18 protein-coding genes and 1 pseudogene are annotated in these 22,337 nt (G+C 57.9%); 5 read left to right on the plus strand and 14 right to left on the minus strand.

All coding sequences use genetic code 11. From position 1 onward, the window contains the following. Positions 1 to 46 precede the first annotated feature (46 nt). Together HRU82_07415 and HRU82_07420 are read left to right on the plus strand one after the other, a co-directional pair. Positions 47 to 757 (plus strand): response regulator transcription factor, encoded by a 711-nt coding sequence (locus HRU82_07415; protein ID QOJ34780.1) that lies wholly within the window; start codon positions 47 to 49, stop codon positions 755 to 757. Continuing rightward, positions 754 to 2,643, plus strand: a complete 1,890-nt coding sequence (locus HRU82_07420; GenBank protein QOJ34781.1) for a HAMP domain-containing protein — start codon at positions 754 to 756, stop codon at positions 2,641 to 2,643. The genes HRU82_07415 and HRU82_07420 overlap by 4 nt, the downstream gene beginning before the upstream one ends. Here HRU82_07420 and HRU82_07425 read toward each other — a convergent pair. The 3 genes from HRU82_07425 to HRU82_07435 form a co-directional block, all read right to left on the minus strand. Continuing rightward, complete coding sequence (locus HRU82_07425; protein QOJ34782.1) at positions 2,579 to 3,571, minus strand: inorganic phosphate transporter; 993 nt, start codon at positions 3,569 to 3,571, stop codon at positions 2,579 to 2,581. The two genes, HRU82_07420 and HRU82_07425, sit on opposite strands and share 65 nt — an antisense overlap. Positions 3,572 to 3,633: 62 nt before the next feature. Further along, on the minus strand, positions 3,634 to 4,251 hold the full coding sequence (locus HRU82_07430; protein QOJ34783.1) for a DUF47 domain-containing protein: 618 nt from the start codon (positions 4,249 to 4,251) through the stop codon (positions 3,634 to 3,636). Positions 4,252 to 4,275: 24 nt separating this feature from the next. After that, on the minus strand, positions 4,276 to 5,268 hold the full coding sequence (locus HRU82_07435; protein ID QOJ34784.1) for a beta-ketoacyl-ACP synthase 3: 993 nt from the start codon (positions 5,266 to 5,268) through the stop codon (positions 4,276 to 4,278). Between the two features lie 199 nt (positions 5,269 to 5,467). Here HRU82_07435 and bamD point away from each other — a divergent pair, with 199 nt between their 5' ends. Beyond that, a complete protein-coding gene (bamD, locus tag HRU82_07440) occupies positions 5,468 to 6,373 on the plus strand; it encodes an outer membrane protein assembly factor BamD (GenBank protein QOJ34785.1) in 906 nt (301 codons plus the stop codon). Between the two features lie 25 nt (positions 6,374 to 6,398). Here bamD and HRU82_07445 read toward each other — a convergent pair whose 3' ends face one another. The 6 genes and pseudogenes from HRU82_07445 to HRU82_07470 all read right to left on the minus strand — a co-directional run bounded on the left by HRU82_07445 (position 6,399) and on the right by HRU82_07470 (position 12,063). Further along, positions 6,399 to 7,580: a geranylgeranyl reductase family protein gene (locus HRU82_07445; GenBank protein QOJ34786.1), complete on the minus strand. Its 1,182-nt coding sequence runs from the start codon at positions 7,578 to 7,580 to the stop codon at positions 6,399 to 6,401. A gap of 121 nt (positions 7,581 to 7,701) precedes the next feature. Next, positions 7,702 to 8,448, minus strand: coding sequence for a cytochrome c biogenesis protein CcdA (locus tag HRU82_07450; GenBank protein QOJ34787.1), 747 nt, complete (start codon positions 8,446 to 8,448; stop codon positions 7,702 to 7,704). Between the two features lie 2 nt (positions 8,449 to 8,450). Further along, a pseudogene (locus HRU82_07455) lies at positions 8,451 to 8,909 on the minus strand (TlpA family protein disulfide reductase). A gap of 107 nt (positions 8,910 to 9,016) precedes the next feature. Continuing rightward, the gene (locus HRU82_07460) at positions 9,017 to 9,640 is read right to left on the minus strand and encodes a TlpA family protein disulfide reductase (protein ID QOJ34788.1); all 624 of its coding nucleotides are present in this window, start codon (positions 9,638 to 9,640) and stop codon (positions 9,017 to 9,019) included. A 3-nt stretch (positions 9,641 to 9,643) separates the two neighbouring features. Continuing rightward, a complete protein-coding gene (ccsB, locus tag HRU82_07465) occupies positions 9,644 to 10,558 on the minus strand; it encodes a c-type cytochrome biogenesis protein CcsB (protein ID QOJ34789.1) in 915 nt (304 codons plus the stop codon). 68 nt (positions 10,559 to 10,626) lie between these two features. Beyond that, positions 10,627 to 12,063 (minus strand): cytochrome c biogenesis protein ResB, encoded by a 1,437-nt coding sequence (locus tag HRU82_07470; protein QOJ34790.1) that lies wholly within the window; start codon positions 12,061 to 12,063, stop codon positions 10,627 to 10,629. A gap of 400 nt (positions 12,064 to 12,463) precedes the next feature. On the opposite strand from HRU82_07470, the gene HRU82_07475 reads away from it, so the two are divergent. Together HRU82_07475 and HRU82_07480 are read left to right on the plus strand one after the other, a co-directional pair. Further along, complete coding sequence (locus tag HRU82_07475; protein QOJ34791.1) at positions 12,464 to 13,612, plus strand: methionine adenosyltransferase; 1,149 nt, start codon at positions 12,464 to 12,466, stop codon at positions 13,610 to 13,612. Between the two features lie 75 nt (positions 13,613 to 13,687). Beyond that, on the plus strand, positions 13,688 to 14,965 hold the full coding sequence (locus HRU82_07480) for an adenosylhomocysteinase (GenBank protein ID QOJ34792.1): 1,278 nt from the start codon (positions 13,688 to 13,690) through the stop codon (positions 14,963 to 14,965). A gap of 165 nt (positions 14,966 to 15,130) precedes the next feature. Here HRU82_07480 and HRU82_07485 read toward each other — a convergent pair whose 3' ends face one another. The 5 genes from HRU82_07485 to HRU82_07505 all read right to left on the minus strand — a co-directional run bounded on the left by HRU82_07485 (position 15,131) and on the right by HRU82_07505 (position 22,306). Continuing rightward, a complete protein-coding gene (locus tag HRU82_07485; protein ID QOJ34793.1) occupies positions 15,131 to 16,765 on the minus strand; it encodes a B12-binding domain-containing radical SAM protein in 1,635 nt (544 codons plus the stop codon). 235 nt (positions 16,766 to 17,000) lie between these two features. Beyond that, complete coding sequence (sucD, locus tag HRU82_07490; GenBank protein ID QOJ34794.1) at positions 17,001 to 17,873, minus strand: succinate--CoA ligase subunit alpha; 873 nt, start codon at positions 17,871 to 17,873, stop codon at positions 17,001 to 17,003. Positions 17,874 to 18,620: 747 nt separating this feature from the next. Next, positions 18,621 to 19,799 (minus strand): ADP-forming succinate--CoA ligase subunit beta, encoded by a 1,179-nt coding sequence (gene sucC / locus HRU82_07495; protein ID QOJ34795.1) that lies wholly within the window; start codon positions 19,797 to 19,799, stop codon positions 18,621 to 18,623. Between the two features lie 137 nt (positions 19,800 to 19,936). Next, positions 19,937 to 21,520 carry an FAD-binding protein gene (locus HRU82_07500; GenBank protein ID QOJ34796.1) on the minus strand — a complete coding sequence of 528 codons (1,584 nt, stop codon included), beginning with the start codon at positions 21,518 to 21,520 and terminating at the stop codon, positions 19,937 to 19,939. Between the two features lie 75 nt (positions 21,521 to 21,595). Beyond that, positions 21,596 to 22,306, minus strand: a complete 711-nt coding sequence (locus HRU82_07505) for a (2Fe-2S)-binding protein (GenBank protein ID QOJ34797.1) — start codon at positions 22,304 to 22,306, stop codon at positions 21,596 to 21,598. Between the last annotated feature and the right edge of the window lie 31 nt (positions 22,307 to 22,337).

A 22,337-nucleotide genomic window follows, 5' to 3' on the forward strand; every position in this document is an offset into this window, starting at 1 on the left:
TCGCCCATCGCTTGAGACGACAGGCCTATTATGGGAGAATCCCGCCATGTCGACAGGCAACCACAAGAAAATACTGATCGTGGAAGACGAGAAGGACATTCTCCAACTCGTGAAACTCTACCTCGAAAAAGAAGGTTATCGGACGGTCTCGGCGATGACGGGAACCGAAGGCCTCCGCCAAGTCAAGGCCGAGCACCCCGACCTCATCATCCTTGATCTCATGCTGCCCGAAATGGACGGGCTGGAGGTCTGCAAGCGCATCCGCCTGAATCAGGACACCGCTCTCCTGCCCATTCTCATGCTGACCGCCAAGGCCGAAGAGTCCGACACGGTGATCGGTTTGGAACTCGGCGCAGACGATTACGTCACGAAACCCTTCAGCCCCAAAGCGCTGGTAGCCCGGGTGAAGGCGTTGCTCCGCAGGCTCGAATGGAACGCAGCCCATCCCCACACGCACTATCAATACGGCCCCCTGACCGTCGACCTCTCGCGCCATGAAGTTCGCCTGAACGGGCAAGAAGTCACCCTCACGGCCAAGGAGTTCGGGCTGTTGGAGCATCTGCTGCGCAATCTCGGGCGCGTGCTCACGCGCGACGTGCTGCTCAACGCGGTGTGGGGGTATGACTATTACGGCACCACCCGCACGGTCGATGTTCACGTGCGTCGGCTGAAGCAGAAGATCCCGCTTCTGAACGACGCCATCGTGTCGATCAAGTCTCTCGGATACAAGCTTCGCGAATCCGACATGCCTGCATGAACCTCGGCATCCGCTGGAAAGTCACTCTCGGCACCCTGGCCGCCGTCCTTGCCGGCTTGCTCCTTGCCGGTTGGCTGGTCGTTCGTTCGATCGAACAGACGGAGATGAGTCGGATCGCGGACATGCTTGAGGTCCGCGGCGCGCTCGCCGCTATGTCCCTCCGACCGCTGTTCACCTTCCCTGGCCAGGCTGTCCCCTCGTCCCTGCTCCACAACACCGTGATGGAACTGAGCCGACAGGCGAGGGTCCGGATCACCATCATTCGGCAGGACGGCACCGTTTTGGCCGATAGTGCGGTCTCTCCTGAGGGTCTCGCGGACATCGATAACCATCTGTCTCGTCCGGAAGTGTCGATGGCGTTGGCAGCCGGCCTCGGGACGGACATTCGAGCCAGCCAGACGACGGGCGAACGGACTTATTATGTGGCGCTGCTACTGGTGCCGCCGGCCGCCAAACAGGCCGGCACGCCGGTTGTCCGACTCGGATTGCCGCTCACCTCGATAGATGAACGGGTCCGGTACGTTCAAGGCAACTTGGCCGCCGCATTCGGGGCGGCCTTTCTCGTCGCCATGGCGCTGAGCCTGTGGGTCTCGCGCAACCTGACGAAACCACTGTCGGATATGGCCGCCGCCGCCCGCCGGCTGGCCGGCGGCACGCTCGGCGGCAGGCTGGCCGTCTCATCGACGGACGAGGTCGGCCTCCTGGCGGAGACCCTCAATCAGATGACCGAACAGCTGGAGTTGAAGATCAAGGAAGTGTCCGACGATCGTGCGCAACTCCTGGCGATGTTGATCGCCATGGTGGAAGGCGTAATGGTCTTGGACTATCGCGGGACGGTCGTACAGGTCAATCCGGCACTCGAACGAATGTTCTCCCTGGGGCTGACGGAATCACGCGGGCGCCACTATGCCGACCTCATCCGACACGAAGGCCTGAATGCCCTCGTGTCGTCCGTGCTTCAGACCCGCACGGGCCAAGGCGGTGAAATCACCCTGTCGCCGAGCGGCCGCTGTCTGCGCGTGGAGGCCTCGATCGCCGGCGGGAGTCAGGAACACGAGGCCTGCGCAGTCTTCGTCTTCCACGACATCACGGAGCTGCGGCGGCTGGAAAAGATCCGCAAGGACTTCGTGGCCAACGTGTCGCACGAACTCCGCACCCCGCTGACTTCGATCAAGGGTTACGTGGAGGCGCTGTTGGACGGCGGGAAAGACGACCCGGAGACGGCCACGGGCTTTCTGGAAATCATCATGCGGCAGAGCAATCGGCTCAACCTCATTCTGGACGACCTCCTCCAGCTCTCCCAGATCGAATCCGGTCAGGTGTTGTTCCGGCACGAACCGGTGGAACTGCGCGCACTGTTGGAACGGACCCTGGCCGTGATTAAACCCCTAGCCGACAAAAAGCGGCACAGGCTCGAGCTATCGCTGCCCAAGGACCCGGTCCTCGTCCTGGGCGATGAGGAGCGGCTGGTACAGGTGTTCATCAACCTGCTGGAAAATGCGGTCAAGTACACGCCCGACGACGGCCGCATTGCCATCACGCTCCATTCGGCGCCTCAAGGCACCGTCACAGCGGAGCACTCGATGGTCGAGGTCGTGGTAGCGGACTCAGGGATCGGCATTCCGGAGGGAGACCGCCCTCGCGTGTTCGAACGGTTCTACCGTGTGGACAAGGCCCGTTCGCGTGAGCTGGGGGGCACCGGCCTGGGGCTTGCCATCGTGAAACACATTGTAGAGGCGCATCACGGACAGGTGTGGGTGGAGGGAAACGATCCCAGAGGCAGCCGATTCGTCGTGCGGCTTCCGTTGTCGCGCGAATTGTTTACGCCGCCTTCGACAAGATCAGGTAGCACACCACCGCGAGCAGGGCAGCACCCGGCAGCGTGAACAGCCAGGCGGAGAGAATCCGCCGCGTCACGCCCCAACGGACCGCCGACAGTCGTTTGACCGCCCCGACGCCCATCACCGTAGAGGTAATGGTGTGCGTGGTACTGACCGGAAGGCCGAAATGCGCGGTCGCCAGCAACACGATCGCCGCGCCGGTCTCGGCGGCAAACCCATGGACCGGCTCCAGCTTCACGATGCGCATGCCCAAGGTTCGCACGATGCGCCAGCCCCCGACCGCCGTCCCAAGCCCCATCGCCACGGCGCAGGATCCGATCACCCAGGTGGGGACCTCCGCCGTCTGCAACACGCCGGACGACACCAACGCCAAGGTGATGATGCCCATGGCTTTCTGCGCGTCATTGGCGCCATGGCTGAAGGCCATGAAGCTGGCGGAGATCAACTGCATCCGTGAAAACAATCGCAGGGCGATCGCCCGCGGCACGCGAAAAAAAATCCAGCTCAGGATGACCATCAGGACGAGGCCGATCGCGAAGCCGAAGAACGGAGACAACACCATGGCTTCCAGCACGGCCCGCAGTCCGGAAAACTTCACGGCCGCCGTCCCGCCGTGCGCCAAGGCCGCACCGACCAAACCGCCGATCAGGGCATGCGAAGAGCTGGTGGGAAGCCCCAGCATCAACGTCATGAAATTCCATACGATCGCACCGGCCAACGCCGAGGCCACCACCACCTGAGTGACCGACTGGGGATCGACGATACCCGTGCCGACCATTTTGGCCACCGCCGTCGACATGAACGCTCCGGCGACGTTGAGTACTCCCGCCACGAGTACGGCCGTCGTCGGACTCACCACGCGGGTGGAAACCACCGTCGCAATGGCATTGGCGCTGTCATGCCAGCCGTTCGAAAAGTCGAAGAGTAGGGCCAGTACGACGACGATCAACAACAGCCCGCTCAATTCAGCCATGGATGCCGATTCCTACCGTTGAGATGATTCGAAAGTGCGGTCGTTCGACCGGCCGGAGGCGCTCAGGTATGTTTGAGGGCGATCCGCTCCAGAATGTTGGCCACGTCTTCGCAGCGATCGGTCCCCGCTTCGAAATTCTCGTAGATCTCTTTCCACTTGATCACCGCGATGGGATCGGTTTCCTTTTCAAACAGGGCGGAAATGGCATCACGCGAAATTCGATCGGCTTCATTTTCAAGGCTGTTCACCCGCACGCTGCATTCCGTGACGGTGGGGTGCGATTTCCCCAGCAGATCGACCGTCGCCCCCACTTCCACTGCCGCTTGATACAACACATTGGCTAGCTTGATCGCCGCTTCGGTCGGCGCCGTCACCTTGTAGAGCACGAATCGGTCGGCAATGGCTTCGACGACGTCCAAGATGTCATCGAGCGCGCTGGCTAGGTCGTGGATGTCTTCACGATCGATGGGCGTAATGAAGGTTTGATTCAATTTCCGCGCAATCTCATGGGTGATGCCGTCACCGATGTGTTCGACTTCTTTGATGCGCTCGGCCTTCTCAACCGGATTGCGGAAATCCTCCGTCATATCCTTCAGCAAACGACTGCCCTCGATCATATTGTGCGCCGCGTTCTTGAAGAGATCGAAAAAGGCTTCTTCACGAGGAATGAGACCGAACATAACGTCCTTTCTACTCGAACACGGTCACCATCGAACCACACCGGTCGCCCACGTAAGTCCCCCGCCGAACGCCCCCATGAGGAGGACATCCCCGGCACCGAGGCGCCCTGCGCGCACGGCATCGTCCAAGGCGATGGGTAACGAAGCCGACGAGGTATTGCCGTAGCGATCGATGACCGAATGGACCGCCGACGCCGACAACGCGAGCCGCCGTTGAAGATGCTCCAAGATCCTGGCGTTGGCCTGGTGGGCCACGACGAGTTTCAGGTCTGCGACTGTCAGCCCGAATTCCTTCAATAACTCCGTGATGGCGTGCGTCAGACGACGCACCGCCGAACGGAACACCGCACTCCCTTTCATGCGCAACTGATGATCGCCGGCCTGAAGCCGATCGGTTGACAGGGGCATACGCGAGCCTCCGGCCTGGATCTTGATGAGGTCGTGGCCCGCACCGTCCGCGTAGAGACGCAGCCCCAGGATTCCGGAAGCGTCCGGCCGGGAGTCGTCGTTTCGCCGGAGGACGACCGCCCCGGCCCCATCGCCAAACAGGATGGCGGTTTCTTTGTCCCTGAGGTCAAGCGACCGCGACTTCACTTCCGAGGCGACAACCAGGCAGGAGGCAACTTGTCCGGCTCGAATCATGGCATCAGCCATAGACAACCCATAGAGAAACCCAGAGCAGGAGGCCGATAGGTCGAAGGCGAGCACTCCCTTGGCAGCCAGCGCTCGCTGAACATGACAGGCCGTGGAGGGAAACACGCTGTCCGGGGAGGTGGTTGAAACGAGGATGGCCTCCAGAGAACTCGGCGCGATGCCGGCAGCTTCACAGGCTTTGAGGGCTGCCGCCACGGCCAAATCGGACGATGCCTCGGCCGGCGCCGCCCAATGCCTGGTCCGGATCCCGGTCAGAGCCTCGATCTTGGCCTGGCCGAGCCCGAGCGGAGCCCCCACCTCTTCATTCTCGACGATCCGAACTGGCACACAAGAACCAGTCCCGACGATGCGACTACGCGTCACGGACTTCCCACCGATCTCCTAAGGTTTCACGGCCCTTGCTGTCGATCACTGTATCCTCGCGCGGTGCGGCGAGATTATAGGTCCCACGCCCGGGAGGGTCAACCGTTTCGTCAATGAATCCGTTGCTTTTCCCCTATCGATCTGCTAGAAAAATTGTGGATTTACGTTTCATCCACCCATCTGCACGAGGAGTCGCTGAATGCCGCTGCATTCAAGGGGGTTGTATGTGTCGGTTGGAATTCTGTTGGCTGTCGTCTCTCTAACCGGAGGTTGCGCCAGCAAATCGGCAACAACCGCCCAAGGGAAGCCAGTCAGCGGCACGGATGAACAGATCTTCCTCGGCGATACCATCGAAAAGAACTACGATCCGAATGTCATCATGAAGCGGGGCGAGGCTTTTTTTGAGAAGGAAGAGTTCGCCGAGGCGATCGTCGAGTACCAGCATTTCCTCGAACTGCACCGATCCCATCAGCTGGCTGTATATGCCCAATTTCGGCTGGGAGAAAGCCACCTCCGAATGGCCAAGTCCATTGACCGTGATCCTGAACCGATTCAAAAGGCCATTGCAGCATTCGAGAAATTGCGCAAGGAGTTTCCAGGCAGCAAATACGAAGGGCAAGTCCTCCAGCGCTTGGAAGATTGCCATGATTGGCTAGCTCAAACCCACCTGTTCGTCGGACACTTCTACTTCCGGCGCGCCTCGTACCTGGCCGCCGCACACCGATTCGATCAAATCATGAAGGACTATCCGGACAAGAAGGTAGCCCCCGAGGCCCTCTACCAACTCGCCTTGACCTATCGCGAGTTGGGGGCAGATGACTGGGCGGCAGAAAAACTTCGCCTCTTGGCGGAAAAATACCCGAATAGCGACTTCGTCGGCGATGGCCGCCGATTGTTGGCTAAATTGGAGAAGAAGCCGGCGACGACCCCGCCCACGTCCGTAGCAGCCGCCACTGAGCCGGCTCCTCAGCTTGCTCCGGGACTGTTGGCCTCTGCCTCCGGCATCAAGGCTGCCTCGGCTCCGAACCTCTCGACGTTACGGAGCACTCCAAATCTTTCACTGCGCCAGTCCTTCGTTTCTTGCCGCCTAGGCGCCTGGTGCTGACCTGCCCTTCTCCTACTCACCGACCTTACCGCAGGTACAAGGCTTCTAAGAGCAAGTCATTGACCGACGCCTTTACCCGCTGTTTCGCCTCCACCAGGAACTGTTCGGCGGATATTCGGCCTTGCAATACCTCAAAATAGTACTGCACGACATCTCGATAGCGGCGCAAGAGTTTGAACCCGAGGCGTGGAAAGGCGTAGAGGACCCGGGCAATCCTGGCAGTGATCCGAAAATCGGGAAGGATCTCCCGCCCCACCGCCTGCTGGTAGGCTTGGAGCGCCGCACCGACATCCTGCGGATGAGCGAGAATCGACCTGGCAGCTAACTCGCCGGAGCACACCGCATAATAGATGCCCTCTCCGAACAGCGGATCGACGAGGTGTCCTGCATCCCCGACTAGGAGCGCACGGCCATTCGTCAGCTGGATCATCCCTCCGCCCTCTCCCTCCGAGAAAGCAGGGATCGGATGGCCCGCCGGACGAGGCACCGTCCGTCCATTGAGCCCCTGCGCCATCTGGACAAATCGGTCAAACGTCTGATGCAAACCGGTTGATTTTCGACGAAACTCCCCCACTCCCACAGACAACCGCCCCTGCTTGGGGAAAATCCAGCCATATCCTTGCCGCGCCGCGCCGACATCGACCAAAATCGTGGCAGGACCAGGGAAATGCGGGTCTGCCCCGATGGGTACTTCACTCTCCACCGCCGGCACACGATGTACTGCGCGGTCGGGAAACAGATTCCGCGCCACCACGCTGTTGGCACCGTCCGCGCCGATGACGATTCGACCGCGACAACGGCCACGCGCGGTGAGGATCTCGACACCGTCGACGTCCTGCCGAAGCCCGGTCACCCCCTCACCGGTCTCGATATCCGCCCCACTCTTCACAGCTTCTTGGAGCAGCCAGTGGTCGAAGCGATCACGCATCACCATGTAGGCAATCGGCTGCGATGATTCGAGCAGCAGCGGCTCTTGCCCACAGTAGACAAACTGCACGCCGGTGACGGTCTGTTCGATCACCGAGCGGAAGCCCGGATCCAGGACCCGCTCGATCCGCGCCGACAGCCCGCCGCCGCAGACCTTGTAGCGCGGGTGCCGCTCCCTGTCGATCCCCAGCACGGTCAATCCACCTCGACTCAGCACCGCTGCGGCGGCGGCCCCGGCAGGCCCCATTCCCACGATCACCACATCGTATGTCTTGTCCATATCCCTGATCCCATGATCCGCCCATCACAATTGGGTTAGGCGCCGATTGTAATCGAGTCACGGCACGTTCGCACGCGTCTGTGTAGCGGACGTACCGCGGGAGGAATGAATCGAGGCGAGGCTACTGACCGAGATACCAGCCGATACCGTACCGCTCCAGGAAACTCGTCACCATCGTGAGTGAATTGGCATAAATCATCACGCCCACCACGATCAGCAAGACACCGCTGACGGTCGAGACTCCCCAGAGATACGCGCGCACTTCCTTGAAATAACCGAGGAACCGATCGACCCCCAGGGCCGTGAGGAACAGCGGGAGGGCCAGTCCTAACGAATAGCAGGTCAATAGAATAACCCCACTCAGCAAGGATTCGGTGGTGCTGGCGTAGAGCAGGATGGTGCCGAGCACCGGTCCCACGCACGGCGTCCACCCGGCCGCAAAGGCGACCCCAATCAAAAACGACCCGAGAAGGCCGGCGGGACGGTTCCGAAACTGGTAGCGATGCTCCATCTTCAGGAAGTTCAAATTCAATACGCCCAACAGATAGAGGCCGAAGACGATAACGACGATGCCTCCGAAGCGTCGCAGGTGCTCCTGATAGGTCATCAGGGCCTGCCCCAGCAAACTGGCGGATGCGCCGAACGCCACGAACACAGCTGAAAACCCTGCAATAAAGAGCAGAGAGTTCACCACGATGGCCTTCCGGAACTTGCTGCGTTCCGACACATCGGTCAGCTGTTCGATCGAGAGGCCCGTGATATAGGAAATGTAGGACGGCACGAGCGGCAGCACACAGGGAGAGACGAAGGACAGCAGGCCGGCGGAAAAGGCCGCAACCAGCGAGATCGATTGCACCGATTCGGTCATGCCTAGGACCCTTGTAACAGTGATTCGACGAGACGCCGGCCTTCCGGCGTATTCCAATCTCGCGCGCCTGGAATGCGGTTGCGGATAATACCCTTGCGATCGATAAGAAACGTCATCGGTAAAGTACGTGCTCCATACCGCAGGCCGATGCGGAAGTCGGCGTCATGCAGTACGGGGAAGGTGAACCCGACCTCCTGCTGAAAGGGTCGCGTGACCGCTGCCCCTTGAGCATCGGTCGACACCGCGAGGATCTCGAAATCTTTCCTGCTGAATGACCGGTACAGACGCTCCATCGCCGGCATCTCGATCTTACAGGGCCCGCACCAAGTGGCCCAAAAGTTTAACAGCACGACCTTTCCGCGAAATTGGTCCAGCGTGACATTGAACCCTTGCGAGTCTTTCAGGAGGAAGTTCGGAGCTTCTTCGTTCAGCTGAGGAATGCGGTCGGCAACGAGCAACGGCGCGGCCTCAGGGCTGCGGATATCGTCGGCTTCGACGCCCAAGGGCCCGGCACCCGCCCACCCAAGACACAAGACCGGGATTAAGAACCAACGGTTCATCGTGCCCTCTAGAGCGCGGAACCATCCTGCGAAGGAGTCAACCGGGCAGCTTTCTCGCCCGGCTTCAAGAGCTGCGTCAAGACCTTGAGATTGTCCAAGCGCGTCCAATCCCGGGGCCCGATCACCTTTTCGCGGAGGATACCTTGTTGATCGATGATGTAGGTTTCCGGGACGCCCATCAATTTATACCGTTTATCCGTCTGCCCCCACGAATCCACGAGCACGGGAAAGGTGAGGCTCAACCCCTTCACAAACGGCGGGATATCTTTCTTGGTGGTCACCCGATCGATGCTGACGGCCAGGATCACCAATCCATCCTTCTCGAAGTTCTTGTAGAGCACCTCCATGGAAGGCATCTCCTCACGGCACGGCTTGCACCACGTCGCCCAAAAATTCAAGAACACAACCTTACCGCGGTAATCAGAGAGCCGTTGATGCTTGTCGTTCAAATCAGGCAACTCGAAATCCGGCGCCTCTTTTCCCACGACCAGCGGTTCGTACTTCGAACTTTGGAGCCACACCACCAGGAACATCACACCGAGGATGGCGGCAGCAGCGAGCACGACGATCGTGCGGGACGGACCGGTCCGGGAGGGCGAAACGACGGATTGCTGGGTGGATTGATCGGCCATGGGTTATGCGTAGGCGTGTAAGCCGGACAGCAAGAAGTTCACGCCCCAGAAGCAAAAAATGACCATCAGAAATCCAAAGATGGCATACACCGCAGCCTTATGCCCTTCCCACCCTCGTGTCATGCGGGCATGGATATAAGCACCATAGATCAACCACACAATCAAAGACCAGGTTTCCTTCGGGTCCCAGCTCCAGTAGCCGCCCCAGGCATAGTTCGCCCACATGGCGCCGAGAATGATGCCGAAGGCGAGTAGCGGAAAGCCCAACATAATGGCCTTATAGCCCAGCTCATCAATCGTCTCTAGGTCCGGGAAGGCCGCATAAAACCTGGATTGACTGCCCCGATTGATGGCTCGCTCCTTGAACAAGTACATCAGACCCAAACCACCCGCCATGGCAAACGCAGCATAACTGGTCAACGTCACTGACACATGGATGTAGATCCAATAGCTGTTCAGTGCCGGCACGAGCGGCTCGGCGGTCTGGTAGCGATAGGGCAGGAGTGAGGCCGCTCCCATCGCGATGAACCCAATGCCGACGACGAAGGCCCCGACGGCCTTGATCCTGTAGCGAAACTCCAACAGCACATATCCCAGGATGATCGCCCAGGACACGTAGGCCATGGCTTCGAACTGGTTGGACCAGGGTGCAAATGTGCCTGAGTGCTGCATGCGTTCGAATGCGCGCGTGACTAAAGCCAGCGTATTCAAGAGCCATCCGAACACGGTCACTAACGTGGCCACCTGACCCAATTGGGTCGCCCAAGCCCCGTCACGCTCTTCGAGGTTCTCGATGGGATGGCCGGCTGCCGCAAGCTGCATAGTCGGTCGCTTCGCGAACAAATACCCGACGTACAGCCCGAGCGCCGCCAGGTACAACCAGAAGGTCATATCGAAAAGAAACAATGAACGCATCATACGGACCTCCGTCTATCGTAGGTGACAGCGCGACCGAACAACTCAGCCCCGATCGCGGCTGCAACAGCTTAAGAGAGGGGTTTCGCCTGGATCTTCTCGGTCAATTTCCTAAATTCTTTGTCGAAGTCGATCTGACTCTTGTGCGTCGTCCCACCCACATACACCCTGACGCCCATTTCATCAGGAACCACCTTTGCCCACAGGCGGCGGTGATAAATAAGCGACGATAAGGTCATACCTACGACCAGCATCGTACAGCCCACCCACACCATGTTGATGCCGGGATTCCTCGCAATCTGCAGCCCAGTGAACTTTTTGGGTTGGTACCCGATGAATTCGAATTGGTAGGCAGAATCCTTGATCTCGAAGAGGTCGGGATAGTGATAGAAGACCCAGGGCGTCGACTGAACCGTGTTTCGCTCGTCGACCGCCAACCGAATGGCCGGATTCGAATGTTCGGCGGTCTTAGAGAAGACCTTTTTTTCCGTCGAATTAAAGGCGAAATCAGCCACAAAATCCGTCATTTTCACTTTTAACGGCAATCCCTCGATGGTCTTTTCCTTGTTCCATTCGAGATCCACCGTCGCCACCACTTTGTCGTTTGCCTTCTCTTTGATGTTCAACCGCGCAACCTCGATCTGATCCCACGCATCCCCATAACTCGACTGGTAGAACCAGATCCCTTTATACACGAGCGGATCATTGACCGTAATCGTCTTAGTAATCGTCGGCGTGCCTTGATCGATGACTGTCAGGGTACTGTTGTACGACTTGACGGATCCGTTTTCGTGGTAATCGATCCAGAACTTATCCACACGGAGGTCAAAATTCCCTCGTGGAATGTGGTATGTCTGCCCTTCCAGGCACACCCCAAATTCCTGGAAACCGTAATAACTCCCGATCAATCCACCTAAGACAATGACGGTCGCACTAAGGTGAGCAACGTGGGCACCGACCCGCCCCATGATCCCTTTCGTGGCATACACCGTGACCTCGCCTGGATCACTCTTCGCGAGCACACGATACCCCTTTTCGCCGAACAACTTCACCAACCGTTCTGCAACCGGTTCGGTGGACTCACTGACCGACAGCACCGTCTGGTTCCTCAGGCCTTGAATGAACGCCCGCGACACGCTGACCTTATCCTGGCGCATGGAACGCCAGACACCGGGAAAGCGCTTATAGAAACAGGTCAGCGAATTCACACAGAGGAGGCCGAGCAAACCGGTGAACCACCAGGTGTGGTAGACGTCGGTGAAGCCGAGTCGAAGGAACCATCGGTAGGCTTCTTCGCCATACTCCTGAACATAGGTTTCCGCCCGTTCACCCTGCTGAATAACCGTCCCAATCGTGGCGGTCATAGCCAGGGCAATGAACAGAAACATCGCGAGCTTAATCGACGCAAAAAACTCTACGATTTCGCGGGAAAACTCTTCCCAACCCAGGCGGGAAGCAGAGGGGCTTGGTACAGGCTGTTCTGACACGACGTCGGGCTTACCGTCCATACACCACACACACCTACCTGCTCTGAACCGGCCTTCGTGCAGACTCCATCATCATACCCGATGGGTCGCGACGTATGGGATCTGAGGCCAAGGAAGGCCGCTACCCGAGGTTGGATTGGCCGGAGCAGAGCGTTTCTATAAATAAAGAACGGGCCAAATACGCGAAAAGTAAGCTATCTTACAAGTGGTTTTGAAGGACTGTCAAGCAATGCCACCGTGCGCTGAGACTGAGCATTGAATCGCTCGAAGTGGTGGACAAATATAGGCCGGTCAGCTACTATTGCTTCAGTTTTCTGCGGAGTTATTCACCACCCTGAACATAGCGTCTTCCAGGTTGGGGCGTCAGACCCAGGAAACTCAACCGCCGAAACCTCGATTCACATCAACTCCAGGGGGAACAATGAGACACAACTACCTCTTTACGTCTGAATCGGTCACCGAGGGTCATCCGGATAAGATTGCGGATCAAATTTCAGACGGAATCTTGGACGCCATTATCGCCCAAGACAAGTTTTCGCGGGTGGCTTGCGAAACGATCCTTACGACCGGCATCGCATTCGTTGCCGGAGAAATTTCCACCAAAGCCTACGTGGAAATCCCTGACATTATCCGAGATGTCATCAAGGACGTGGGGTACACCGATGCCTCCTGGGGTTTTGACTCGAATACCTGCTCGGTGCTTACCTCGATCCACCAGCAATCCAGCGACATCGCCATGGGAGTTGATTCCGGCGGCGCCGGTGATCAAGGCTTAATGTTCGGATACGCCACAAACGAAACCGCGGAGCTGATGCCGACGCCGATCGTGCTGGCGCACCGTTTGACCAGGCGCTTGGCGGAGGTCCGCAAGAAGAAAATTCTCAAATGGGTCCGTCCGGACGGGAAATCCCAGGTCACCGTCGAGTATAAGGACGGAAAACCCTTCCGGATCGATACCATCGTCGTGTCCACTCAGCATAGTCCCGACGTCACCAATAAACAGATCGAGAAGGACCTGATGGAACATGTCATCCGCCCGGTCATGCCCAAAGGGTTGTACGACCCCGCGAGCGTGAAGCACCACATCAATCCGACCGGCCGGTTCGTCGTCGGCGGCCCGATGGGCGACACCGGCTTGACCGGCCGCAAAATCATCGTCGACACATACGGCGGACACGGCAGCCATGGCGGTGGAGCCTTTTCCGGCAAGGATCCCTCGAAGGTCGACCGCTCGGCTTCCTACATGGCCCGCTATATCGCCAAGAACATCGTGGCCGCCGGCTTGGCCTCAAAGTGCGAGGTGCAATTAGCCTATGCGATCGGTGTGGCAGATCCTGTGTCTGTCCTTGTCGATACCAAGGACACCGAACAGGTGGCACCTGAAATCCTCGACAAGTTGGTACGAAAACATTTCCCGATGACCCCCCGCGGGATCATCGACCACTTGAAACTGCGCCGCCCCATTTTCCGCAAGACGGCAGCCTATGGCCATTTCGGCCGCAACGAGCCGGAATTTACCTGGGAAAAGACCGATAAGGCGAAAGCTCTACGCAAGGACGCCAACCGATAGCCTTCGACGGTTCGTCACACCAGCCAAGGGGCGGGTCTCAAGCCCGCCCCTTTTTTCTGCAGTTTAAAATCAGTCATGACACAGGAGGAGACAACAGTGGACCACGACGTGAAAGACCTCGGCTTAGCAGATCAGGGGAAATTGAAAATCGAATGGGCGGAAGCCACCATGCCCGTGCTTCGACTCATTCGCAAACGGTTTGAGCGCGAGCAACCGCTGAAGGGTATCCGGGTGACCGCATGCCTACACGTAACGACCGAGACCGCCAATCTCATGAAAACGCTCAAGGCCGGTGGGGCCGACGTCCGACTGTGCGCCTCGAACCCTCTCAGCACTCAGGACGACGTGGCCGCCGCGCTGGTGCGCCACGAAAACATTCCGACCTTTGCGATCAAGGGCGAAGATAACAAGACCTACTATCGTCATATCGAGTCAGCCATCGGACATAAACCGCACATCTCCATGGACGACGGCGCCGACGTGGTCTCACACCTCCACTCCAAGCGCAAAGATCTGCTTCGCACTGTCATCGGCGGAACGGAGGAAACGACGACCGGCGTCATCCGGCTCCGGAGCATGGCCGAGAAAAAGGTCCTGAAATTCCCGGTCATCTCGGTCAACGACGCCGATACCAAACATATGTTCGATAACCGCTACGGCACCGGCCAGAGCACCATGGACGGTATCGTTCGCGCGACCAACCGCCTGGTTTGCGGATCAACGGTTGTGGTTGCCGGTTACGGCTGGTGCGGACGCGGCATTGCAATGCGAGCCCGCGGGATGGGAGCGGATGTCATCGTCACGGAAATCGACCCCTTGAAAGGCCTTGAGGCTGTCATGGACGGATTCAGGGTCATGCCGATGGAACAGGCGGCGCCGGTCGGAGACTTCTTTGTGACTGTGACCGGCAATCTGAAAGTCATTCGCGGGGAACACTTCGCCGCAATGAAAGACGGCGCCATCGTCTGCAACTCCGGCCACTTCAATGTTGAGTTGGACATCCCGGCGCTGGAAAAACTCAGCAAGAAAAAGCTGGCCGTCCGCACAGGAGTCGATCAGTACACTCTGACCAACGGTCGCCGTGTCAGCCTGCTCGGTGAAGGCCGTCTCGTGAACCTCGCGACCGCCGAAGGACACCCCTCCAGCGTGATGGACATGAGTTTCGCCAATCAAGCGTTGGGAGCGGAATTCATCGTGAAGAACCACAAGAGGCTGGAGAAGAAGGTATATCCGGTTCCACCCGACATCGACAAAGAAATCGCCAGGCTGAAATTAGCCGGCATGGGCGTCTTCATCGACAAGCTGACCAAGGAGCAGGTCAAATATCTCGCATCGTGGGAGATGGGCACATAAGGATTTCTATGCTCCGGCGGGGTTGCCATGTGGGCAGCCCTGCCGGCAACCCTTCAGCCACCGTCAGCCCCATCCTATTTTCCGTTCCCCCTTCTTCTCCTCATCGCAGCGACACTTCCATCAGAGCAACGACCTGCAGCGCGTTCTGCGGGAACATCCGGCTCATCAACGCACATCCACCATCGGCAGCTCGCGCGCCCCTTCCGCCTCCTGCTGGATTCGCCGCCGCTCCGCTTTTGATTCTTCGACGACACTGTGCAGCAATTCGTCGCTCAGCTGAGTTAACTGCGCAGCCGCGTCTTTCATTTCGGCATGCTCAACAGCCCTGGACAACACCTCCGCTTTCGTCGCCCCCTTCTTTTGTCCCAAGAACGGTTTGAGGATAAGGTAAGCGACATCGCGGAACGGCATATACCGGAGGAACCGCCGTAACAATTTGAAAGTCTGCACCGGATAGCGAGTAAGTTTGTAGAGGAAGAGTTGTTTTAGTCCCTCTTGCCGAACCTTGTTGATCACTTCCCCGGGCAAACAGGTGGGATCTATCTCCGAACACTTGAAGTACTTGTACCAGTCCTTGGCATCACTCACGAGACCGCGCTTCAAGTATTCCTGCCAGAGGGGCGTACCTCGGTACACGCAGAGCCGATTAAACCCAAAGGTGTCCAATGGGAGCTTCGACGCGAAGTCGAATGTCTTCTGCATGTCCTCGACCGTTTCGTCCGGATTCCCTACCGTAAAGAAACCGTGGACGATCTCGATTCCCGCCCGCTTGGCATTACGGACTGCCGTTTCGACCTCCTCAAGCGTTTGTTCCTTTTGGAGCCGATCCAGGATCTTCTGGCTTCCGCTTTCGATGCCGAACATGACGGTTCGACAGTGTGCCTGCGCCATGGCAGGGAAGAGGTGTTGTGCAACAGAATCAACCCGTCCCTCAATCCCCCATTGGATCGACAATTTAGCGGCCGTGATTCCCTTGCAAATGGCTTCAATTCGTTTGGGCTGCAACAGGAAATGGTCGTCGACAAAATACACGGATCCATAGCCGTTCGCTTCCAGATGCTTCAGTTCGTCGACGACGTGCTGCGGGCTGCGCGCACGCCATTTGCCTTCATTGAAAATCGGGATATCACAAAACACGCAGGGCCAAGGACATCCGCGCGATGTCTGCATGGTCGTGAATCGTTCCATGGACAGCACGGCCGGTACATCCAACGGCATGGATTCCACAAAGTCCAGTTCCAAACTCTCCCGATCGGGGAATGGCCACTGATCGAGGTGGCGCTCAATCGAACGGTTGGGATTGTTGATGACCCGTCCGTCCTTGGCCCAGGTCAGTCCTCCGACCGCGTCCGGATCGTCCAGATGGTCAAGCAGGTCTAAGAGCAGTTGCTCGCCGTCCCCACGGCAGACAAAATTCACTTCCGGACATTGCAGCTTCACCAATCCTGCATTGAGCGTTGCAAAGACTCCGCCGAACGCCAACTTCACCTGACTATCAGTCGCTCGAATGTGACGAGCCAGGATCTTGGCGTAGGGATAACTAGTGGTGCTGAGAAAGCTCAAGCCGACCAATGCCGGTTTCCGACGCGTGATCTCCTGAATGATGAACTCGTTCGGTGTGTCGGGATTGGCCTGGTCGAACATCACACACTCATGTCCTGCCTGCTTCAACACGGAAGACAGGGACATGATGCCGATAGGCGGGAAGCCCATGACCCGAATGCGCCCATTCTTCGCCCGCGTTTTGGCTGGCAGGGCGTAGAACTGCGGGTCGCGCACATGAATGAGAAAGACAAGCATGGGGGCATCCTTTCCTGCCGGCGGTGACCGGGGTTTGATTTCGCGTCACCATACTGTGAGCCAGCTGAAGCGCCTAGGGCCATTCGGCTCTCATCGCGTCGCACAGTAACACGTCTCTAGCCAGGGGGAAAGGAAAGATTGGGTCGCCTAAGGTGCAATGTGGCACTCGATCAAAACGCAAAGAGGGCGTCGGATGAACTCCGACACCCTCTTTCCTTTGAAGCGTAAGTGAATGTCAGCGTCCGAGTGCCGTCTTCACCGCATGGCCGATCTCGGCGGGGTTCTTCACCACACGCACACCCGCAGCCTCCAGGACCTTCATCTTCTCGTTGGCGGTCCCTTTGCCGCCGGAAATGATCGCCCCCGCATGGCCCATGCGACGACCGGGGGGTGCCGTGATCCCGGCGATGAAGCTGATCACCGGCTTCTTGACATGCTGCTTGATATATTCCGCAGCCTTTTCTTCGGCATCACCACCGATTTCACCGATCATCACAACGGCCTGAGTTTCCGGATCCTTTTCAAACAACGGCAAGACATCCACAAAACCGGTTCCGTTGACAGGATCGCCGCCGATTCCCACGCACGTGGTCTCCCCCAAACCGAGGGTGGACAATTGATGGACGGCCTCGTACGTCAAGGTGCCGCTGCGTGAGACGACTCCCACGACCCCGCGCTTGTGAATGAACCCAGGCATAATGCCGATTTTGGCCTCGTCCACCGTGATCACTCCTGGACAATTCGGACCGATCAGCCTCACATCCCGGCCACGGAGCGCACGTTTCACCTTGACCATATCGTTGACAGGAATACCTTCCGTGATACAGATAATGAGCTTGATACCCGCGTCGGCAGCCTCCAGAATCGCATCACCGGCAAACGGCGGCGGCACAAAGATCAGCGAGGTGTCGCACTCCGTTTTCTTCACGGCTTCGACCACGGTATTGAACACGGGAATGCCTTCGACCTCCTGCCCGGCCTTCCCCGGCGTCACCCCTGCGACCATCTTCGTGCCGTAGGCCTTGCACTGCGTCGCATGGAACGAGCCTTCCTTGCCCGTGATCCCCTGCACCACCACCCGCGTGTTCTTATTGACGAGAATGCTCATGATTTTCCTTTTGGAGTCTCTAAATAAAAGTGAAGAGTTCTTCCAAACGATTCTTCAACCTGATGATGTCTTCCCACCTCTGAGTTTCCAATACGAATTCTCCACTGTCCTTTTTCACACGAAAATCTCCTGTATCCCTGAACCTTTTAACACGATCAAGTTCTTTTAGGGGAATCACGATTGTTCGTTTAGCTGATTCCCAGACCTGCACAAGGACACACGTGATAGCGCTGCCATCATGGCCCACCTTCTCAAGCCTCGAAAGCCTCTCTCTGAGAGGCGGTTCGAATCGATTCCAAGCTTGGTCAGAGTATTCCCTCTTCGGATCAGGAACGAAGACCATCCCAAGGATCGCTCGCTTGTTTCCTTTGTCAGCGATTCCAAAGAAGATTCTTTTTCTCGGCTGTACGAAGCTGTTTAAATCCCATCCATCCTTAGCTTGGGAAACGAATTCGAGTCCTCTTTCCTCAGATAACTTCTTAATTTCCCCGAGAACATTTCTGTAATATCGGTCCTCGGGGGGTGAGCATTGATAGAACTTCTCCGAGTTCCATTCATTTCCCCATTTGCGGCGTCAGGCTGCCGAGAGCTACCTTGCTGAAGGAGCAGGGCCCCACCGAGGCTCGGCCGAGAGGAAAGCGGAAACTGACCGAGTCCAAGAGGGAATTTCCGAAGGCTTCCACTCGGCCGAGCCCGGAAGGGTCGCTCCGAGAGGCAGAAAGCGATCGGCAGCCTGACGCCGTTTCTCTACGCTGCCTTGCCGGTCATCTTCACAATTTTCTGCGCGGCATCCCACAGATCGTCGGCCACATCCAGCTTTAACCCAGATTGTTGGAGGAGCGACCGGCCTTCTTCGGCATTGGTACCCTGCAACCGCACGACCAGAGGGACAGCAATGTGCACTTCTTGGGCCGCTTCGATCACGCCGTGCGCAATGCGTTCGCAACGGACGATGCCGCCGAAGATGTTGATAAAGATTCCTTTGACGTTCGGATCTTTCAAGAGAATGCGAAAACCTGCCGCCACGGTCTCCTTGGTCGCCCCACCGCCGACATCCAGAAAGTTTGCCGGTTCGCTTCCGGCCAGCTTGATGACGTCCATGGTCGCCATCGCTAAACCCGCACCATTGACCATGCAACCGATGTTGCCGTCAAGTTTCACATAGTTGAGATTGTTGGCCGTAGCCTCGATTTCCAAGGGATCTTCTTCGTTGAGATCGCGCATCTTTTGCACGTCCTCATGCTTGAAGATTCCGTTGTCGTCGAAAGAAACCTTCCCGTCCAAGGCCACCAAGGTCTTCTCGTTGGTAATGATCAACGGATTGATCTCGACGAGCGCGGCATTCTTTTCCATGAAGAGTCGGTAGAGGTTGCCGAGCATCTGTACAAAGGGATTGATGACGGCTGGTTCCATTTGCTGAAGGCCCAAGGCAAAAGCCACGTTCCGGCCGTTGTGCCCTTGAAAGCCCACGGCAGGGTCAATTGCCTCCTTGATGATCTTTTCCGGCGTCTTGGCCGCCACCTCTTCGATTTCCATCCCACCCTCGGTGCTAGCGATGAAGGTAGGCCATCCTGTGTCACGATCCACTAGGAGGCTCAAGTACAACTCCTTGGCAATATTGGCACCTTCTTCCAGCAGCAAACGATAGACGGTTCGGCCTTTTGGTCCGGTCTGGTGGGTAACCAAGGTTTTGCCGATCAATTCTTTGGCCAAGCCGGCCACTGCAGCCTTGTCCTTGGTGATCTTGACGCCGCCTGCCTTGCCACGCCCTCCGGCATGAATTTGCGCCTTGACGACGAATACGGGAGTGTTCAATTGGGTCGCCCATTCGGTCGCCGCTTCGGGAGAGGTGATTTCCTTTCCGCGCGGCACCGGCACGCCGAATTGCGCGAACAATGACTTGGCCTGAAACTCATGAACGTTCATGCTTTACCTCATTCAAAAGGACTGCGGCGGGGACGGTTCTCACTGCGCGCGTCCAACGAGCACCGCCCATGATTTACAAGTTCGATTAACCTTGTGTGCCGCGTTGCGCGAGTACAAGACATGCCTTCGTCGTAATCCTAGCCCACTTTCCTCGTATACGCCGGCAGCACCATCGGCGAGATGACCCCACTCGGATTGCCATGCTGTTTCGCCTCGGCGCGAAACCGTGACAGGTGCTGAAGCGTGAGTTGACCCTGGGTCATGGACTGCGCACGGGACGCGGCCGTGAGGCCGGAGCGTTTGCCGAAGACCATCAGATCCAAGAGGGAATTCCCCATGAGACGGTTCCGCCCATGCAATCCTCCGGAGGCTTCTCCGGCCACGAAGAGGTTTTTCACATTGGTCTCGGAATTGATATCGATCTTCACCCCACCGTTCTGGTAGTGCAGCGTCGGATAGATCAGCACCGGATCCTTGCTGATATCGATGCCGAACCGTTCGAACTGCAGCATCATGGCGGGGAAGTGCTTCTCCACCGTACCGGGGCCGTGTTCGGCATCCAACAACGGGGTGTCCAACCAGACTCCCACCCGTCCGGACATCGTACGGATCCCCCGCCCTTCCTCGCACTCACGAATGATGGACGACGACACCACGTCACGGGTATCGAGTTCATTCACGAAGCGCTCCCCCCTGGCGTTGACCAAGTGGCCGCCCTCCGACCGAATCCCCTCCGTCACCAGCGCGCCGATCAGCTGTTCCGGATAGACCGCCCCGGAGGGGTGGTACTGGAAGGTATCGATGTGGGCCAACTTCGCGCCCATTCGATAGGAGAGACAGAGACCGTCGCCGGTCGCGCCATAGTGGTTGCTGGTGGGGAACCCTTGAATGTGCAGGCGGCCGATGCCGCCGGTAGCCAAAATGACGGACTTCGCGGCTACCACGACATAACGGTGATTGTCGAGGTCTTTGAAAATGGCGCCGCTGCAGGCCCCGTGGTCATTGCTCAACAACTCCACCGCGGCGCAGAATTCCAGCAGCTGGATTTTCTGATTGATCACCTCGTCTTTCAACACCCGCATGATCTCAAGCCCCGTGTAGTCGGAGCAGGTGACGAGTCGAGGTTTGGAACTGCCGCCGCCCTTTTTCACATGCAGGTTCCCGTCCGACTGGCGGTCAAACAACACGCCTAGCTCAATCAGCCACTTCGCGATCGACGGCCCTTCCTCGACCATCACCTTGAGCAGGTCATGGTCATTCTGCATATGGCCGCCCTTCAACGTGTCGAGGAAATGGGTGACTGGAGAATCCTCCGGGGCCACGGAGATTTGCATCCCACCCTGAGCCATAACGCTGTTGGAATCCCCCAACCGAAGTTTGGTGGCCAAGATGACCTTGGCACCGGCCGCATGGGCGTGCAGAGCGGCGGCACAACCGGCACCGCCGCCGCCGATGACCAAGACATCCGTCTGATAGTGCGGCGTGAGATCCGTGTCCTCAGAGAGAGGGCTGTCGCCCTCCAAAAGGGTCGCCAGCTCAATGGCCGTCTGCTCTCCCGCGTTCGGCCCAAACCGCAGGGGTCGGTAGGCGCTTTTGCGAAAATCCGGATGGTACTTTTCGATCAGGGCATCCCGTTCGGCCGGCGCAAACTTCTGAATCGTCTGCTTCCGTCTCGCATCCCGAGTGCGGTGAACGATCTGCTGTAATGCGTGAATGTCCATGGTCTTGCTTTCAGCTCACGGCCTTGAGCGAAATACGCGTTGAAGATGGTGAAGCAGGCGTCGTGGCACCGTGATTCATTTCACGGTCGCACAGTGATCGGCCAGTTCCTTTTCGTTCATGGAAAGCACCTTCTTCCACTCATCGTTGAAGCGGCCCTCTTGAATCTCCTTGATCCGGGTATCCAGTCCTTGAGGCTTGTCTGTGAAATGAGCCCCTTGCGCACGGCTCACATAGAGCGCAACGAGATTGGGCGCGATGTCGGCGATGCAGACGGGTGTGCACATACCGCACATCACACAGTCCATGAACATTTCGGAGACACTCTTGAAATCACCGAAGACCGCTTTCCAGACACCTTCACGCACATCGATCTTCTGAGGGCAGGCTTCCGTGCACGCATTGCAGTTCCGGCAGAGCGGCGCTTCGGGATAGAGATTAAACAGGTCTTGCTTGGGGTCTTTGAGAGATTGAATCTCGTAGGTCGCCTTACGCGCGGGGAAAGGGGGCATCATGGTGAAGGACATCCCGTCCTGCACGGCCATTTGACAGGCGAGGCAGGTCCGCACCTTCGGATCATCCTTCGTGCGGTAATAGGTGGCACAGGCGCCGCAGAAGCCGCCCAGGCAACCGGCGCCCCGCACGACATCTTGCCCCGTGTACCACAAGGCCTTGATCACGGTAATGCCTTCCGGCACTTCGTATTTCTTCCCCGAGATTTCGATCGACACCATACGTGGCGTCATCACCTCGGGTTGATCAATCACATTGGTATCTTCTTGTGCCATAGCGCTCTTACCCTCGCTCTCGAAAGAGCAA

Origin of the sequence: Nitrospira sp. (assembly GCA_015709715.1) — a bacterium.
GTDB lineage: Bacteria > Nitrospirota > Nitrospiria > Nitrospirales > Nitrospiraceae > Nitrospira_A.